Below are 14,895 nucleotides of genomic sequence, written 5' to 3'. Positions count from 1 at the left end.
CTCATGCTACGCACCCGGGCAAGCACCGCCGATCACCTCGGCGATCGAGAATCTCGACCGGTCCTCAAAGGACGCCCGCGCTACCCGGGCCACCACGGGAGGAACCTTCCCGTCCGGGTGATTGAGCGCGCTCCCGCCGGGGCACTCACCTGCTGCGGACTACGGCAAAGGAGTGGTTGTGACCCAGTTCCAATCGGAGAAAGCCCAGCTCGTCGTGGGTTCGTACAGCAACTACGCCGACGCGGAGCGGGCCGTGGACTACCTGTCCGACCACCGCTTCCCGGTCGAGCACGCCGCGATCGTCGGTCGCGGGCTCAGCTCCTTCGAGCAGGTCACCGGCCGGATGACGCTGTGGAAGTCGGCCGGGCAGTCGGCCATCTCCGGCGCCGTGCTCGGCGCGGTGTTCGGGTGGCTGTTCGGGCTGTTCAACTGGATCAACCCGCTGATCTCCGGGCTGCTGCTGGCCCTGTACGGGGCGATCCTCGGCGCGATCATCGGCGCGGCGTTCGGCCTGCTCGCGCACGCGATGACCGGCGGCAACCGGGACTTCTCGTCGGTGTCGGGCATGCGCGCGGACAGCTACGACGTCCTGGTCGACGCGCCCTACGCCGAGCAGGCGGGTCAGGTGCTGGCGGGCATGGGCCGATAGCCGCCCATGCCTGACGCGGTGGTGGTCGGCAGCGGGCCCAACGGGCTCGTCGCCGCGAACCTGCTGGCCGACGCCGGGTGGGACGTCCTGGTCCTGGAGGGCCAGGACGCGCCCGGCGGCGCCGTGCGCACGGCGGAGCTGACCGCCCCGGGCTTCCGGCACGACCTCTACAGCGCGTTCTACCCCCTCGGCGTGGCCTCGCCGGTGTTCGCGGACCTGCGGCTGGCCGAGCACGGGCTGCGGTGGCGGCACGCGCCCGCCGTGCTGGCCCACCTGTTCCCCGACGACCGGGTGGCCCTGCTCTCGCGCGACCTGGACGTCACCGCCGAGTCGCTGTCGGCCTTCGCCCGGTCGGACGGCGCGGCGTGGCGTCGGCAGTACGCGGTGTACCAGGAGATCCGCGAGGACCTGCTGGCCGCGCTGCTGCGCCCGTTCCCGCCGGTCCGCGCGGGCCTGCGGCTGCTGCGGCGCGCGGGCCTCGGCGACGCGCTGCGCGCCGCGCGGGTGGCGACCCAGCCGGTGCGCCGCTTCGGCGAGGAGCGCTTCGCTGGCGAGGGCGCGCGGGCGCTGCTGGCGGGCAACGCCCTGCACACCGACCTGGGGCCGGGCCAGGCGGGCAGCGCGGTGTTCGGGTGGCTGCTGGCGATGCTGGGGCAGGACGTCGGCTTCCCGGTGCCGGAGGGCGGGGCCGGGGCCATCACCGACGCGCTCGTGGCGCGGCTGCGGTCGCGTGGCGGGCGGGTGGAGTGCAACCGGCCGGTGTCGGAGATCGTGGTGCACGACGGGCGCGCGCTGGGCGTCATCGCGGGGGAACCGGTCCGCGCGACCCGCGCGGTGCTGGCGGACGTCCCGGCCCCGACGCTGTACCTGGATCTCGTCGGCGCGCACCACCTGCCCCCGCGGTTGCGCGACGACTTGCGCCGCTTCCACTGGGACGACGCCACGATCAAGATCGACTGGGCGCTGTCGGGCCCGATCCCGTGGAAGGCGGCGGAGGTGTCCCGGGCGGGCACCGTGCACCTCGGGGTGGACATGGACGGCTTCACCGCGGTCAACGCCGCCCTCGCCACCGGCCGCGTCCCGAGTGAGCCTTTCCTCCTGCTGGGGCAGATGACCACCGCCGACCCGACCCGCTCCCCCGCGGGCACGGAGTCGGCCTGGCTCTACAGCCACGTCCCCCGCGGCGACTCCTGGCCCACGTCCCGCCTCAACGCCTGGGCCGCGGATGTCGAGGCCACGCTGGAGCGCCACGCGCCCGGCTTCGCGGACCTGGTCGTGGGCCGGGTCATCGCGGGCCCGGCCGACCTGCAGCACGGCAACCCTTCCCTGGTGGAGGGTGCCATCAACGCGGGGACGGCGAGCATCCACCAGCAGTTGGTGTTCCGCCCAACCCCAGGCCTGAGCCGCGCCGACACGGTGATCGACGGTCTGTACCTGGCCAGCGCCTCGGCCCACCCCGGCGGCGGCGTCCACGGCGCCCCCGGCGCCAACGCCGCCCGAGCCGCCCTGACGGCCAACTCCTGGTACGGTCCCACCTACCGAACCCTGATCCGCCGAGCGCACCGAGCCTTGACCTGAGTCCGCACCGCCCCCTGACCCGTGCTGGCTCAGCGCCCATCCACGGCAGGGTTGGCCTCACCCGCCTCCCGCTCTCACCTCCCGGCTGCCCGGGTTCCCTCCGACCGCGCTCTGCCGTTGGCTAGGCGGTGCCGGGCTTGGAGAGGCGGCTGTGGACGGCGGCGAGCACGCGGTCGGGGAGGAGGCGGCTGCCTGCGGTCATGAGGCGGTTGGCGATGGAGCCGGGGATGACGCTGCTGCGGCCCTTCATCATCGCCGCGTAGCCGTCGTGGGCGACGGTGGCGGCGGAGTCCTTGCGGGGGTTGGCGCCGAGCTTGGTGTCGAGCATCCCGGCGCGCTCGAAGAAGCGGGTCTCGGTGGGGCCGGGCATCAGGGTCGTCACGGTGACGCCGGTGCTCTTCAGCTCCTCCCGCAGCCCCTGCGCAAACGACCGCAGGAACGCATTGGAGGCGTTGTAGACGGCCTGGTAGGGGCCGGGCATCGCCGAGGCGACCGACGAGGTGAACATGACCCGGCCGCTCCTGCGGTCGACCATGCCGGGCAGGACGCGCTTGGCCAGGTGGACGGCCGACCGGACGTTGAGGTCGACGGTGGCCAGCTGCTCCTCCAGCGTCGTCTCGTGGATGAAGGCGCCAGCGGGACCGATGCCCGCGTTGATGGCCACCGCTTCGGGGACGCCGATCTGGTCGACCAGCTCCTCCACCGCCTGCGGGTCGATCAGGTCGAGCTGGAGCGCGCGGGCCAGCGGCCCGACCTCCGCCGCGGCGGCGTGGATGCGGTCCTCCTCGGCGACCATCACCACCTCGAAGCCGTGCTCGGCGAACTCCCGGGCCAGCGCGCGGCCGATCCCGGAGGACGCGCCCGTCACCAGTGCCGAAGGCATGATCCTCCCTCACGCGGTCGCTCGGGTGGCCAAGGCGCTCAGCCGCTCCAGCGACTCCTTGTTGCGGGGCACGAGCAGCAGGTCCTGCAGCTTGTCCGGCAGAGCCGCAGCAGGCCCGGTCCGCGCGTTCTCGCTCATCACGACTCGGGTGCCGGTCGCAGTGGGGAACAGCTCCAACCGCACGGTAGCCGTGCCGACGGGCCACAGCCGCGCGTCCAACTCCAGCATCTCCCCCACCCGCACGGCCCGCACCCGCGTGACATCGTTGATCACCAACGGCCACGCCCCGACGCTGTGGTGCACCGCGGCCCCCACCTCCGGCCACCCCGCATCCACCTGCCGAATGTGCGACGCCCCCACCACCCAGCTCGCATACGTCCACCCATCCGCCAACACGCCCCACACGCGCTCGACGGGCACCGGTATCTCCCTGCTCACAGCCGCCATGCCGGAGGAGTACCCCAACCGCGCCCACTTACCCCCGCCGCCTCCGAAGTCCAATGTAGACACCAGCGCCCGAGGGAGGCTTCCTCAGCCGGTGGACAACTCGGCAGGCACCATCTCGCCCGGTCGAGCGAAGAGGCGGGATTCGATGCGGTCGACGTCGTGGCGCTCCCCCGCGGGCAGCGGCGCGCCTGCCGAGGCGCGCAGGGTCGCGGCGTCGTCCAGCAGGCAAGCCGAACGGGTGAACTCGCCGATGAGGGCGTGGGCTCCCGCCAAACCCTCCAGCGCCAGCGCCATCGCCCGCGGGTCGCCTGCGGAACGCGCCGAGGCCAGGGCGGCCTCGTGCCAGCGGAACGCGGTCGCGGCGTCGCCGCGCTGCTCGGCGATGAAGCCGAGTTCGGAGTGCAGCAGCGACAGGCAGTAGTCCGAGCCGATCGCGCGGTTCCAGTCCAGCCAGCGGTTGAGGTGCCGCTCGGCGGCGTCGAGGTCGCCGGTGCGGCGGGCGATGATGGCCAGGCCGAGCTCGGCGAACTCCTCGCCGAAGGGGTTGGACTGCTCGGCGCTGAGCCGCAGCGCGCGGTGGTGGAGTTCGGCCGCCCGAGCGGGGTCGCCCGCCAGCAGCGCGACGCGCCCCTCCCCCGCCAGGTGGTGGGCGACGTCGTTCCACAGCCGCAGGTCTTCGGCGATCGCCGCCGCCTCCCGGTGGATCCGCGTCGCCTGCGCGTAGTCGCCGCGGATCTGGGCGAGGGCGGCCAGGCTCTCCATCGCCCGCAGCCGCCCCCAGCGGTCGCCGTGCGCGGCGAAGAGGTCGTGCGCGGCCGTCGCGTCGCGCTCGACGGCGGTCAGCTCGCTGCGCAGCAGGGCGACCGACGCCCTGGCCGACAGCAGGAACGCCCGGTTCCAGTCGTCGTCCGCGGTCACCTCCGCCAGCAGGCCCTCCCCGGTCGTCGCATCCCCCAGGAACAGGTGCACGTACGCCAGGAACAGCGCGATCTCGCCGCGGTCGGCCGGGCCGAGGTCGGCCAGCGCCCCGGGGACGTCGCGGTCGGCGCCGATCAGCAGCGCGAAGCCCGTCAGCCACCCGCGGACCCTGGCCCGGGCGCGCGGCGACCCGCCGGGTCGGGCCAACGCCGCGGAGAGGAAGCGGTGCGCGAGCCGGTGGCGGCCCCGCAGGAACCACGACCACGCCAGCGCGTCGGCCATGCCCAACGCCGTGTCGGTGTCGGCGGCGTCGAAGGCGCGGGCGAGGTTGGCCGACTCGGCCTCCAGGCGCAGCAGCCACTCGCGCTGCTGCGGGCCGCAGACCTCGGCGGTCCTGGCCAGCTCCGCGTAGTGCGCGACGTGCCGGGCGCGCACCTCGTCCTCCTCGCCCGCCGCGCGCAGCCGCTCGACCCCGTAGGCCGCGACCGACTCCAGCAGCCGGTAGCGGGTGCCCTCCGGGTCGTCCACGACGACCAGGAAGGACCGGTCGACCAGCCGCACGATGACGTCGAGCACGTCCGGCACCCCGGTGACGGCCGCCGCGCTGGCCAGCGTGCAGCCGTCGGCGTGCCAGGCGATGCGGCGCAGCACGACGCGCTCGACCTCGGTGAGCAGGTCCCAGCTCCAGTCGATCACCGCGCGCAGCGTCCGCTGCCGGGCGGGGGCGTCGCGGCCGCCGCCGACGAGCACCGCGAACCGGTCGCCGAGCGCGCGGGCCAGGCCGTGCACGCCGAACGCCCGGACCCGGGCCGCGGCCAGCTCGATGGCCAGCGGGATGCCGTCGAGGCCGCGGCAGATCGCGGCGATGGCCGCGGCGTTGCCCTCGTCCCGCCGCAGCCCGGACCGGGCGAGGAACAGCTGCACCGCGTCGTCGTCGACCGACAGCGGGGCCACGGCGTAGGCCAGCTCGCCGGACACCGCGAGCGGCTCGCGGCTCGTGGCGAGCACGCGCAGGCCGGGCACCTCGCGCAGCAGCACCGCGGCCAGCTTGGCCACCGCGTCGACGACGTGCTCGCAGTTGTCCAGCACCAGCAGCAGGTCCCGGCCGCGCAGCGCCTCGACCAGGTGCTCGACGGGATCGCGCGCCTGCCGGGTCTCGTCGCGCACGCCGAACACCGCGGCGACGGCCTCCTCGGGCGCGTCGGTCGGCCGCAGCCCGGCCAGCTCGACCAGCCACACGCCATCGGGGTGGGTCTGGGCGTGGGCGACGGCGAGCGCGAGCCGGGTCTTGCCGACGCCGCCGGGGCCGGTGAGGGTGACCAGCCGGTCCCTGGCCAGCGCCGCCTGCACCGCACGCACATCCCCGTCGCGGCCGATCAGCCCGCCGACGGGCGCGGGCAGGTTCGGCCGCTGGCGCGGGGCCAGCGCGGGGTCGTGGGTGAGGATGGCCCGGTGCACGGCGACCAGCTCCGGCCCCGGGTCGGCGCCCAGCTCGTCGGCCAGGCGCCTGCGGAGGTCTTCGTAGCTGTCGAGCGCCTCGCCCTGCCTGCCGCAGCGGTACAGCGCCCGCAGGTGGGCGGCGCGCAGGCGTTCCCGCAGCGGATGGCGGGTGACCAGGTCGGCCAGCTCGGCGGCGACCTCGGCGTGCTCGCCCAGCTCGATGCGGGCCAGCGCGCGCTCCTCCAGCGCGCTGAGCCGGGCCTCGGTGAGCCTTGTGATGTCGGCGCGGGCGAACTCGGCGTCGGCGACGTCGGCGTAGGCCGGGCCGCGCCACAGCGCCAGGGCCGCGTCGAGCTGGGCGACCCGCTCCCTGAGATCGCCGCCTGCCTGAGCGACCAGCTCGGTGAAGCGGGTCGCGTCGAGGTCGTCGGCGGCCAGCCGGTAGCCGGCGGGACCGTGGGTCAGCAGGGCGCGCGACCCCGGTTCGGCCCGTTCCAGCGTGCGGCGCAGCTGCGACACCTTCGTCTGGAGGGCGTTGACGGGGTTGCCCGGGGGCGCGCCGCCCCACAGGTCTTCGACCAGCCGGTCCACGGAGACGGCCGCGCCCGCGCGGGCGAGCAGGGCGCCCAGCAGCAGGCGCACCTTCGCCTCGGGGATCGGCACGGCCCGCCCGTCGGCGGTCCAGACGGCCAGCGGGCCGAGCACCCCGAAACGCATGCCCCCACGGTAGCCGCGACCACCGACACCCTAGGGCTCGGCGGGCGCCTCGGGCTCGGCAGGCGGCTGGACGCGCGCGTCGATCTGCTCGTTGAGGTAGCGCAGGACCACCGCAGCGGTCGCCGCGACCGGCACCGCGAGGAAGGCCCCGGCGATGCCGAAGATGCTCCCGCCAACGGTCACCGCGAGCAGGACGACGGCCGCGTGCAGCCGCAGGCTGCGCGATTGCAGCACCGGTTGCAGCACGTTGCCCTCGATCTGCTGCACGGCCACGACGATGCCCAGCACGATCAGCGCCACCGTCAGCCCGTTGCTGACCAGGGCGACCAGCACCGCGAGCGCGCCCGCGACGAACGCGCCGACGATCGGGATGAAGCCGCCGAGGAAGGTCAGGGCGGCCAGCGGCACGGCCAGCGGGATGCCCAGGACCAGCAGACCGAGGCCGATGAACACCGCGTCGATGAGGCTGACGATCGCCTGCGTGCGGATGAAGCCGCCCAGGGTCTCCCAGATGCGGCCGAGCACGACGGCCAGGTGGTCGCCCGCCCGGTCCCCGGACACGCCGCGCAGCCAGGGCAGGAACCGCGGCCCGTCCTTGACGAACAGGAACGCCAGGACGAGCGCGAGCACCGCGGTGACGACGCCGGAGGTGACCGTGCCCAGGCCGGTGATCAGGCCGTCGGCGATCGCGCCGAAGCTGCGCTGCACCTGCTGGACGCCCTTCTGGATCCACCGGTCGAGCTCGCTGTCGGCGAGGTTGAACGGCGGGCCAGCCAGCCAGTCGCGCATGTCCGCGATCGCCTCGCCTGCGCTGTCGGCGATCTCCGGCGCGCCGGAGGCGATGGAGACCGCGATCAGGGTGATGAAGCCGCCCAGCGTGGCCAGGCCCGCCAGCAGCGCGATCGAGGCCGCCAGCCCGGCCTTGACCCCCTTGGACCGCAGCCACCGCACCGGCGGCCACAGGACGGTGGCGATGACCAGCGCCAGCAGGACGGGGAACACGGCGACCCAGAGCCGGGCGACCAGCATCCAGAGCAGGACGCAGCCCGCCGCGATGAGGACCAGCCGCAGGCTCCACCGGGCCAGCCAGGCGACCCCGTGGCCGATGACGTGGGCGCGGTCGGGCATGGCAGCACCTCCTGGGGGATCATGCTGCCGCCAATCCGGCGATCCCGCCGGACGTCCTACCCGGCGATCCCGCGCAGGACCGCGGTGACGATCTGGTCCACGGGCACCTCGGCCGCGCTGGCGTGCGGGAACATCGCCGAGAGCACGGCCTCGTGGCAGACGCCGACCAGCAGCGCGGCCGCGGCGTCCACAGTGGCGGGTCCGGGCAGCCTGCCCAGCTCCCGCTCCGCGCGCAGGTAGTCCACCAGCCGGGTCCGCCAGTCCGCGCCCTGCCCGCCGTCGGCGGCGAAGCGGGCGACGACGGCGGGCTGGTTGAGCAGGCCGGTGAAGGCGGGCAGGATCGCCCGGTGCAGCGCGAGGCCGTGCTCCAGGTGCGCGCGCAGGTTGGCCTCGACGTCGTCGGTGCCCGGCTCCGGCAGCGGCGGCAAATTGGCCTCGACGCTGCCCACGTGCGCGCGCAGCGCGGCGGCCAGCAGCTCTTCCTTGTCGGCGAAGTGGTTGTAGAGCAGCCCGTCGGCCACGCCCGCCGCCTTGGCGATGGCCCGCACGGTGAGCCCGGAGCCGCCCTGCTCGGCGATCATCCGCTCGGCGGTGGCGATCAGGTGCTCGCGCAGGCTCCGCTCGTCGTGGCGCAGGGCGGCGGCTTTTCTGGGTGCCATCGCGGCTGATGCTATCGCTTCGCGGTCACCAGCCACGCCGTTCCGCGCGTGCGCACGCCGTCGGGCGTCGTGAAGGCGGTCAGCGCGTCGGCCAGCGCGGCCCGGGCGCGGGCCGCCGCCTCGGGTCCGGCGAGGTCCATGTGGTGCTTGACCGGCCCCCAGCCAGCCAGGAACTCCGCCGCGTCGGGCACGTCGGCTCCCCAGAGCTGGTCGGCCTCGACGCGCTGGCAGGTGATCTCGGAGAAGCCCGCCGCGGTGAGCACCGCGCGGACGTGGTCGGGGTCGGCGAAGGAGGTCGGGCCGGTCCCGTCCGCGCCGGTCGGGGGCGGCAGGTGCGGGGCGAGCGCGGCGAACACCGCGCCCAGGTCGGTGCCCGCGAGCGCGGTCATGCACAGGAACGCCAGCCTGCCGCCGTCGGCCAGCGCCCGCCGGACGTTGGCGAAGGCCGCGACGGGATCGGCGTAGAACATCACGCCGAACCGGCTGACGGCCAGGTCGAAGCCGCCCTCGGCGAAGGGGTGGACCTGGACGTCGCCCTGGATGAACCCGGCGTCCGACGGCACCGACCTGGCCGTGGCCAGCATCGGCTCGGACAGGTCGACGCCGACGGCGTGCGCGGCCTTCTCGGCGGCCAAGCGGGTGAGCTGGCCGGTGCCGCAGCCGAGGTCGAGCACGCGGTCCCCGGCGCCGATCTCGTCGAGCAGGTAGCGGTTGAAGCCGCTGTTCACGGCGTTGTAGCGGTCGGCGTGCTCGGCCCAATGCCTGCCTTCGTACCCGTTCCACGCCTGCGCCTGCGCGGTGTTGACGACCGGTGAACGCTCGTTCATGAACATGCGTTCATGATGGCGGCGGGCGGGTGGGCCGTCAAGGCCAGGTGGAGGGGCGCAGCGGCGGGCTGGCGGGCACGCCCTCGCCGTCGGCCAGGCCGGCGAGCAGGTCCCCGAGGGTCTCGGTCGCGTTCCACCGGGGCGCCCACCCCAGCTCGGTCCGCGCGCGCTCGGCGGACATGATCGGCACCTCCAGCGCCAGGTCGAGCCAGGATTCGGGCATCGGCAGCAGGCGGGCGCGCCACGCACCGGCCATCAGCGCCCGCACCACGCGAGGCGGCACGGACAGCGGTCGCGCGCCGACGGCCGCGGCCAGGGCGCCGAGGTCCATGATCGGGTCGGCCGCCAGGTTCAGCGCGCCCCGGTGCTGCCGGTCGATGGCGGCGAGCGCGGCGGTGGCCACGTCCGCGGCGTGCACGAACTGCAGGGCCAGCCCGGACGGCAGCGGCAGCGCGGGCAGCCTGCCCGAGCGCACCAGCTTCCACATCGCGCGCGGGATCAGCCTGCCGGTGAAGTAGCGGCGGACCTCCGACGCCGAGCGCCGCTGGAGCACCAGCGCGGGCCGCAGCCGGGTCACCGCGATGCCCGGCCGGGCGGCCTCGAAGCGGTCCAGCATGGCTTCGACGTCGGCCTTGTCCCGGCTGTAGTCGGAGGTGGGGACGCCGGTGGTGGGCCAGGACTCGCTGACCGGACCACCGCGATCCTTGGGCGCGTACGTCCCGACCGAGGACAGGTAGACCAGGTGCGGCACGCCCGCGACGGCGAGCGCGTCCAGCAGCACCGCCGTGCCCTCGACGTTGACCTTGCGCAGGTTCATCCGGTCCCGGCTCGGCTGGATCAGCCACGCGGCGTGCACCACCGCGTCGGCGCCGTCGAACACCTCCACCAGCCGGGTGAACGCCGAACGCTCGGCGATGTCGATGGCGTGCCACTCCACGTCGGCGTAGGGCGGCCCGGGGGCGGGCTCGCGCCGGGACACCCCCACCAGCTTGTGCCCGCGCACGGCCGCGACGTCCAGCAGCGCGGTGCCGATGCTCCCCGTCCCACCCACCACCACGATCCGCATGGCAGCGCGATACCCGCGCCCGGGTCGGGCGAAACGCGGGTTCACCCGGCCAGCCCCGGGTACCCACGCCGGACCCGACCGCGAAGGAGGACGGCCACATGGCCCCCAACCCGATCCAGATGCAGAAGTACCTCTCCGGGGTGGACTACCCGTGCTCGAAGTCCGACCTGGTGGAGCACGCCCGGTCCAGCGGCGCCGACGACGAGGTCGTCAAGGGCCTGGAAGCCATGCCCGACCGCGAGTACGACGGGCCGAACGCGGTCAGCGAGGCGTTCACCTCGGCGACGCGGTAGCCGGGCATGCGCGTGCTGACCCGCGTGCTCGGGGCGGCGACCACCGCCTACGGCGCCGCCCTCATCGCCAAGCCCGCGCTGCTGGCCGGGCCCGCCGGGCTGGCCAACGCCACCGGCGAGGTGCCCGGCGGCAGCCGGATCCTGGTCCGCGCGATCGGCGCCCGCGACGCGGCCATCGGCGTGGGCATGCTCTGCGCCCCACCGGGTGCGGCGCTGCGCACGGCGGTGGCCGCCAGGGTCGCCTCCGACCTGGCCGACGCGGCCGTCTTCAGCGCTCTGCCCGAACCGGACAAACGACGCAAGGTCGTGGGGTTCGCGCTCGCGTTCGGCGTGCTGTGCGCGGTCGCGGGCTTCTCCGCAGCGTAGTTTGCCCTACGTCAAGTGGGGGAATGTGTCCGCCAGTCCCGGCGAAAGGCGGACACATGAGGCACCACGACACCGATGACCTCGCCCGGGTCGGCAAACCCGGCCAGGGGGTCGAGCCCTTCGGCAAGCCCCGGTTCGCCAAGGCGTACTCCTTCGCCCTGGTGACCGGGGTCTTCTTCCTGCTGTCCTGGATCGGCCAGTTCATCTTCCAGTACATGGCCTTCCGCCAGGAGCAGCAGACCCACGGGGAGGAGGCGGCGTTCTCCGACTACTTCCCGCAGTTCGCCGCCTCCACCCTGGAGAACTGGCAGTCCGAGTTCCTGCAGCTGATCTGGCAGGCCGCCGGGCTGGCGCTGTTCTACTACTGGGGGTCCAGCCAGTCGCGGGAGTCCGACGAGCGCATGGAGGCCAAGCTGGACGCCCTGCTGGCCGAGCGCGGGATCGACCCGGGCGGCTCACCGAAGGGATGACCGCCCGGCCGTCCACGCCGACATCAGGTGCTCGCCCATCATGGCGTCCATCAGCCCGGTGGCCTGGATGCCGAGCACGACGTTGGCGGCCTGGTCCGGCTCGGTGGCGACCAGGTCGCCGACGACGTCGTGGCGCATGATCTGCTCGTGCACGGCGTCGGCCTCGACGTGCTCGGCGAAGAACCGCCGCGCCGCCGGTCCGGCACCGAGCCGGTCGAGCGCCACGAGCACCCGGGCCGCGCTGGGCGGGGTGCCGATCTCGGCGGCGGCGAAGTGCCCGCAGAGCGCCGCGCGCAGCGACCGGTGCAGCCCGAACAGCGACATCATGTTGACCTTGGCGATGGCCGGGGCTGGCACGTCGTCGAGGTAGTGCAGGTACTCAGTGGACAGTCCGCACTCGGCGAGCAGGTCGGCGTAGAGGCGCGAGTGCATGTCCTCGGCCCGGCCGCCGCCGTACTCGTCGAACTCCACGGCGACCAGCGCGGCCTTGGCCTTGCCGCGCAGGCGCGGGATCACCCAGGCGTGCGGGTCGGCTTCCTTGAGGTGGTAGATCGAGCGGTGGATGAAGTACTCGCGGATGTGGTCCCAGGTGCCCTGCTCGGCGAGGAAGTGCGAGACGCCGCGGCCGGGGACCTCCTCGACCAGCAGCTCGGCCAGCACCTCCTCGACGTCGCCGCCGTCGGTGCGCTGCTTGAGCGCGTCGAGGAAGACCGCCTCCATCGCCCCGCGCAGCCGCAGCAGGTCCGGCTGCCACTCCCACTCGGGGGCGACGCCGGGGAAGCCGCGGTAGTGCAGCTCGTAGCACAGGTGCAGGGCCAGGGACAGGTCCTCGCCGAAGGGGTCGGCGTCGACCGCGGGCGGGGTCAGGGCGCGCACGGGACCGGGGAGCACGTCGCAGACGTACTCCGACAGCGGACCACGGGGCGCTGGCAGGCCGGTGGCCACCGCGTTGGGCATGGGGGCTCCTCTCGTCGGCGGCGGAATACCCGATTGGGCGGTGCTCAACCGAGGTACTCCCGGGCATGGCTGAACGACCCACGCGCGTGCGGATCCTCCCGCGCGGTCCGATCCTGGTGGACGGCCCGGTCGAGGTGACCGGCGCCGACGGGACGACCGTGCGGTCGTCCCGCGTGGTCACCGCGCTGTGCGCGTGCCGCCGCAGCGCGCTGTACCCGTTGTGCGACACCAGCCACCGGCGCTGCAAGCGCACCTGACCTCCCCCGACTGGCGCGCCACCGCCCGGGCAAGTAGAGACGAGGTGGAGCGGTCGGGCGGAGGAGGCGTGGATGTGGGCTGGGGTGGCGGTGGCCGTCGTGGTCACCCTGGTCGGCTATCCGGACCCCCTTCCGGTGACGGGGGATGTGCGGGTGCACGACCCGACGATGGTGAAGACGGCCTCGGGGTACCTGATGGCGCACACGGGGCAGAACATCGCCCTGAAGACGTCCACTGATCGGGTCACGTTCACCAACGCGGGACAGGTGTTTCCGGATGGTGCGCCATGGACGTTGGAGTACACGGGTGGGGGCGCGACTCTGTGGGCGCCGCACCTGTCGTACCTGAATGATCGTTATTACCTGTACTACGCGGCGTCCACTCTGGGGTCGCGGAAGTCGGCGATCTTCCTGGCGACCAGCCCGACCGGCGCGGCGGGGAGCTGGACGAACGAGGGCCTGGTCGTGGCGACTTCGGCGGAGAACGACTACAACGCCATCGACCCTGATCTCTACGTGGAGGACGGCCGGTGGTGGCTCACGTTCGGCTCCTACTGGTCAGGGATCAAGCAGATCGAGATCGACCCTTTGACGGGCAAGCCGCTCGGCACGGCGATCGGGTCGCTGGCTGGCCGGGGCGGTGGCGCGATCGAGGCGGCGACGATCGCCAAGCACGGGGAGTACTACTACCTCTATGTGTCGTTCGACCGGTGCTGTCAGGGGGCGGATAGCACTTATCGGGTGATGGTGGGGCGGTCGACGGCGCTGGGCGGGCCTTATGTGGATCGGGCTGGGGTGGCGATGATGTCGGGGGGTGGGACGGAGATCCTTGCGGGGCACGGGGGTGTGCATGGGCCTGGGCATCAGGACGTGCTGAGTGATGCGGAGGGGGATGTGCTCGTGTATCACTACTACGCCGACAACGGGACTCCGCTACTGGGCCTCAACGATCTGACGTACGACTCGTCGGGGTGGCCTGCGCTGCGTACGTAGATTGACGTACGCGAAGATACGTCGCCCACCTGACGCCTTCGCCGCGCCGCTCGCGGATCGTTGGCCCCATGCCGACCACCCGCTTCCGCCTGACCGCCAACGCCCGCAAGACCTGGCTCCTCACCCACATCGTCTTCGCTGGCGTCTGGCTGGGCATCGATATCGTCCTGGCCATCCTCGTGCTGACCGCGGTGACGACGCCGAGCGCGGTGTCGGCCGAAACCGCCTTCCGCGCGTTGGCGATGTTCGCCATCGCGCCGCTGATCGTGACGTCGCTGGTCACCCTCGGGACGGGGGTGGTCTTAGGCCTGGGCACGAAGTACGGCTTGATCCGCTATTGGTGGGTGGCCACCAAACTGGCCCTCAACGCAATCCTCACCCTGCTCATCGTCTTCGCCCTCACCCCCACCCTCCGCGAAACCGCCACCCAAGCCCCCACCTACGCCACCACCGGCGTCCCAGACCTCTCCTCCCTCCTAATGCCCCCCATCGTCTCCACCACCGCCGTCCTCCTCGCCACCACCCTCTCCGTCTTCAAACCCTGGGGCCGAACCCGCAAACCGGCGTAACCAACCGGCCCACCGCCACCGGCCACACCCCACTCACCCACCTCCCTATCGCCCACCTCCCTCTCTCGCCCTCCTCCTCTCCCCGTCCCGGCGCTCCCCTCCCGCTCTCTCCTCCTCCCCACGCTCCCCTCTCACTCCCTCCCCTCCTCCCCACGCTCCCCTCCCGCTCCCACTGCCCTCCTCCCGGCGCTCCCTTCCCACTCCCACTAGCCCTCTGTCGACGCACCCCTCCCACTCCCACCGCCCTCCTCTGCCCTTCCCTCTGCCTTCTCTCGTCTCTTCCCAACTCCACCCGCCTTTCCCGCTCCACCCACTCTTTCCCTGTCCACTCCGCTTCTCCCCTTCTCGCGCTCTCCCCCGTTCTCCCGCCTCCCGTCCGCCGTCTCCCCCTCCTGCCTCCCAGCCCGTTGTCTCCCCTACCTGCCACTCTCACTCCCGCTCCCTTCCTCGTGCCCCTCTCCTACCCCACTACTTTCTCGTGCTCCTCTCCTGCCCCCGCTCCATTCCTCGTGCTCCTCTCCTGTCCCTGCTTCCCTCCACATCCAGCTTCCACCCGCTTCTCCCACTCCTCCCACCATCCGTCCTGCCTCCCGCTCACTGCTCTTGCCCTCGATCCCACCCCTCCAGCACCCCTCGCTCCGTCCACCCCCTCTCCTCCGCGCTCCCACTCATCTCCTC

At 73.3% G+C, this 14,895-nt stretch carries 16 protein-coding genes; 8 read left to right on the top strand and 8 right to left on the bottom strand.

The window, feature by feature from the left end; all coding sequences use genetic code 11:
• The first annotated feature begins 178 nt into the window (after positions 1-178).
• Both ACWEPX_RS04225 and ACWEPX_RS04220 read left to right on the top strand, forming a co-directional pair.
• Complete coding sequence (locus ACWEPX_RS04225; protein ID WP_451895621.1) at positions 179-649, top strand: general stress protein; 471 nt, start codon at positions 179-181, stop codon at positions 647-649.
• A gap of 6 nt (positions 650-655) precedes the next feature.
• On the top strand, positions 656-2,227 hold the full coding sequence (locus ACWEPX_RS04220) for a phytoene desaturase family protein (protein ID WP_451895620.1): 1,572 nt from the start codon (positions 656-658) through the stop codon (positions 2,225-2,227).
• 121 nt (positions 2,228-2,348) lie between these two features.
• Here ACWEPX_RS04220 and ACWEPX_RS04215 read toward each other — a convergent pair whose 3' ends face one another.
• The 7 genes from ACWEPX_RS04215 to ACWEPX_RS04185 form a co-directional block, all read right to left on the bottom strand.
• Positions 2,349-3,110: an SDR family NAD(P)-dependent oxidoreductase gene (locus tag ACWEPX_RS04215; RefSeq protein ID WP_451895619.1), complete on the bottom strand. Its 762-nt coding sequence runs from the start codon at positions 3,108-3,110 to the stop codon at positions 2,349-2,351.
• A gap of 9 nt (positions 3,111-3,119) precedes the next feature.
• Complete coding sequence (locus ACWEPX_RS04210; RefSeq protein ID WP_451895618.1) at positions 3,120-3,557, bottom strand: SRPBCC family protein; 438 nt, start codon at positions 3,555-3,557, stop codon at positions 3,120-3,122.
• Between the two features lie 84 nt (positions 3,558-3,641).
• A complete protein-coding gene (locus tag ACWEPX_RS04205) occupies positions 3,642-6,632 on the bottom strand; it encodes a BTAD domain-containing putative transcriptional regulator (RefSeq protein WP_451895617.1) in 2,991 nt (996 codons plus the stop codon).
• A 30-nt stretch (positions 6,633-6,662) separates the two neighbouring features.
• Entirely contained in the window at positions 6,663-7,760 is a 1,098-nt protein-coding gene (locus tag ACWEPX_RS04200; RefSeq protein WP_451895616.1) for an AI-2E family transporter, read from the bottom strand.
• A gap of 56 nt (positions 7,761-7,816) precedes the next feature.
• Positions 7,817-8,419: a TetR/AcrR family transcriptional regulator gene (locus ACWEPX_RS04195; protein ID WP_451895615.1), complete on the bottom strand. Its 603-nt coding sequence runs from the start codon at positions 8,417-8,419 to the stop codon at positions 7,817-7,819.
• Between the two features lie 11 nt (positions 8,420-8,430).
• Positions 8,431-9,252 (bottom strand): class I SAM-dependent methyltransferase, encoded by an 822-nt coding sequence (locus ACWEPX_RS04190; RefSeq protein WP_451895614.1) that lies wholly within the window; start codon positions 9,250-9,252, stop codon positions 8,431-8,433.
• A gap of 31 nt (positions 9,253-9,283) precedes the next feature.
• Positions 9,284-10,312: an NAD-dependent epimerase/dehydratase family protein gene (locus ACWEPX_RS04185; protein WP_451895613.1), complete on the bottom strand. Its 1,029-nt coding sequence runs from the start codon at positions 10,310-10,312 to the stop codon at positions 9,284-9,286.
• Between the two features lie 98 nt (positions 10,313-10,410).
• On the opposite strand from ACWEPX_RS04185, the gene ACWEPX_RS04180 reads away from it, so the two are divergent.
• Genes ACWEPX_RS04180 through ACWEPX_RS04170 form a run of 3 tightly spaced genes read left to right on the top strand, consistent with a single transcriptional unit; the run spans position 10,411 to position 11,441 of the window.
• A complete protein-coding gene (locus ACWEPX_RS04180) occupies positions 10,411-10,605 on the top strand; it encodes a DUF2795 domain-containing protein (RefSeq protein WP_451895612.1) in 195 nt (64 codons plus the stop codon).
• A gap of 6 nt (positions 10,606-10,611) precedes the next feature.
• Positions 10,612-10,971 carry a hypothetical protein gene (locus ACWEPX_RS04175; protein ID WP_451895611.1) on the top strand — a complete coding sequence of 120 codons (360 nt, stop codon included), beginning with the start codon at positions 10,612-10,614 and terminating at the stop codon, positions 10,969-10,971.
• Positions 10,972-11,027: 56 nt separating this feature from the next.
• Entirely contained in the window at positions 11,028-11,441 is a 414-nt protein-coding gene (locus tag ACWEPX_RS04170; RefSeq protein ID WP_451895610.1) for a DUF6766 family protein, read from the top strand.
• Here the strand turns inward: ACWEPX_RS04170 and ACWEPX_RS04165 are convergent.
• Positions 11,427-12,398, bottom strand: coding sequence for an iron-containing redox enzyme family protein (locus ACWEPX_RS04165; protein ID WP_451895609.1), 972 nt, complete (start codon positions 12,396-12,398; stop codon positions 11,427-11,429). The two genes, ACWEPX_RS04170 and ACWEPX_RS04165, sit on opposite strands and share 15 nt — an antisense overlap.
• Positions 12,399-12,463: 65 nt before the next feature.
• Between ACWEPX_RS04165 and ACWEPX_RS04160 the strand changes: the two genes are divergently transcribed.
• The 3 genes from ACWEPX_RS04160 to ACWEPX_RS04150 all read left to right on the top strand — a co-directional run bounded on the left by ACWEPX_RS04160 (position 12,464) and on the right by ACWEPX_RS04150 (position 14,217).
• Positions 12,464-12,655 (top strand): CDGSH iron-sulfur domain-containing protein, encoded by a 192-nt coding sequence (locus tag ACWEPX_RS04160; protein ID WP_451895608.1) that lies wholly within the window; start codon positions 12,464-12,466, stop codon positions 12,653-12,655.
• An 84-nt stretch (positions 12,656-12,739) separates the two neighbouring features.
• Entirely contained in the window at positions 12,740-13,648 is a 909-nt protein-coding gene (locus tag ACWEPX_RS04155) for an arabinan endo-1,5-alpha-L-arabinosidase (protein ID WP_451895607.1), read from the top strand.
• Between the two features lie 68 nt (positions 13,649-13,716).
• A complete protein-coding gene (locus ACWEPX_RS04150) occupies positions 13,717-14,217 on the top strand; it encodes a hypothetical protein (protein WP_451895606.1) in 501 nt (166 codons plus the stop codon).
• Positions 14,218-14,895 lie beyond the last annotated feature (678 nt).

This window comes from Actinokineospora sp. NPDC004072, assembly GCF_053604195.1.
Note: the sequence above shows the minus strand (reverse complement) of the source record. Positions and strands in the feature narration are given on the sequence as shown.

What these genes read in the sequence shown, in the direction of transcription:
- ACWEPX_RS04220 (WP_451895620.1), top strand. Translation starts at nt 656, where the DNA reads ATGCCTGACGCGGTGGTGGTCGGCAGCGGGCCCAACGGGCTCGTCGCC.
- ACWEPX_RS04215 (WP_451895619.1), bottom strand. Translation starts at nt 3,110, where the DNA reads ATGCCTTCGGCACTGGTGACGGGCGCGTCCTCCGGGATCGGCCGCGCG.
- ACWEPX_RS04210 (WP_451895618.1), bottom strand. Translation starts at nt 3,557, where the DNA reads ATGGCGGCTGTGAGCAGGGAGATACCGGTGCCCGTCGAGCGCGTGTGG.
- ACWEPX_RS04205 (WP_451895617.1), bottom strand. Translation starts at nt 6,632, where the DNA reads ATGCGTTTCGGGGTGCTCGGCCCGCTGGCCGTCTGGACCGCCGACGGG.
- ACWEPX_RS04200 (WP_451895616.1), bottom strand. Translation starts at nt 7,760, where the DNA reads ATGCCCGACCGCGCCCACGTCATCGGCCACGGGGTCGCCTGGCTGGCC.
- ACWEPX_RS04195 (WP_451895615.1), bottom strand. Translation starts at nt 8,419, where the DNA reads ATGGCACCCAGAAAAGCCGCCGCCCTGCGCCACGACGAGCGGAGCCTG.
- ACWEPX_RS04190 (WP_451895614.1), bottom strand. Translation starts at nt 9,252, where the DNA reads ATGTTCATGAACGAGCGTTCACCGGTCGTCAACACCGCGCAGGCGCAG.
- ACWEPX_RS04185 (WP_451895613.1), bottom strand. Translation starts at nt 10,312, where the DNA reads ATGCGGATCGTGGTGGTGGGTGGGACGGGGAGCATCGGCACCGCGCTG.
- ACWEPX_RS04180 (WP_451895612.1), top strand. Translation starts at nt 10,411, where the DNA reads ATGGCCCCCAACCCGATCCAGATGCAGAAGTACCTCTCCGGGGTGGAC.
- ACWEPX_RS04175 (WP_451895611.1), top strand. Translation starts at nt 10,612, where the DNA reads ATGCGCGTGCTGACCCGCGTGCTCGGGGCGGCGACCACCGCCTACGGC.
- ACWEPX_RS04170 (WP_451895610.1), top strand. Translation starts at nt 11,028, where the DNA reads ATGAGGCACCACGACACCGATGACCTCGCCCGGGTCGGCAAACCCGGC.
- ACWEPX_RS04165 (WP_451895609.1), bottom strand. Translation starts at nt 12,398, where the DNA reads ATGCCCAACGCGGTGGCCACCGGCCTGCCAGCGCCCCGTGGTCCGCTG.
- ACWEPX_RS04160 (WP_451895608.1), top strand. Translation starts at nt 12,464, where the DNA reads ATGGCTGAACGACCCACGCGCGTGCGGATCCTCCCGCGCGGTCCGATC.
- ACWEPX_RS04150 (WP_451895606.1), top strand. Translation starts at nt 13,717, where the DNA reads ATGCCGACCACCCGCTTCCGCCTGACCGCCAACGCCCGCAAGACCTGG.